Source organism: Paenibacillus sp. Y930, from assembly GCF_056786375.1.
Genome location: NZ_JBXCIX010000045.1, coordinates 1 through 583 on the forward strand (window position 1 = coordinate 1; position 583 = coordinate 583).

The 583-nt window shown below is 29.5% G+C and carries 1 protein-coding gene; it reads left to right on the forward strand.

All coding sequences use genetic code 11. From position 1 onward, the window contains the following. Positions 1-538: hypothetical protein (locus AC1TO5_RS21295; RefSeq protein WP_482064832.1), on the forward strand; the 538-nt coding region annotated here is incomplete at its 5' end. Between the last annotated feature and the right edge of the window lie 45 nt (positions 539-583).

Here is a 583-nt window from a genome sequence, read left to right on the forward strand (position 1 = left end):
TTTTCTAAAGAGAACCGTGACATTATTTGAGTTGGAGCAATGGATATATGATCACGAGGAACTTGAAAGGAATTTAGGTGAGGCTGATTATTTACAACTTATTTCAAGAGATTACAAGAATAAATATGCTTACGAAGATACTGAAAAACAAATAAGAAAACTGATTGATATAGGATTATATGAACAAGAAAGAGTAGTAAATCTATTGATTTCATTGACTGAAAGTCATGATGATGAAATAGATGTTATGGATGTTTTATATGATGAGTACTGTGATGGATATACATTTTTAAGATATATCGCGTTAACACATGTTGCAACATCAGATGAATATAAAGAAAACTTGAAAAGAAATAAAACAAAGCTCAAGGACTATAATGAATCAATTATAAGAGAAGCAAAGAGACTGTTAAATTTCTTCGATAGAAATGAACTAGAGATTACAATCGAACATGAATACATAGATCTAAGAAAAGAAGAAGATAGGATTGAAATACATAGTATAAATGAAATGTTTAATGAACGAATAGAATCTTAAGTAATTCAAGAAGTCGCCGACATCTCATAACACAGTATTCACGCG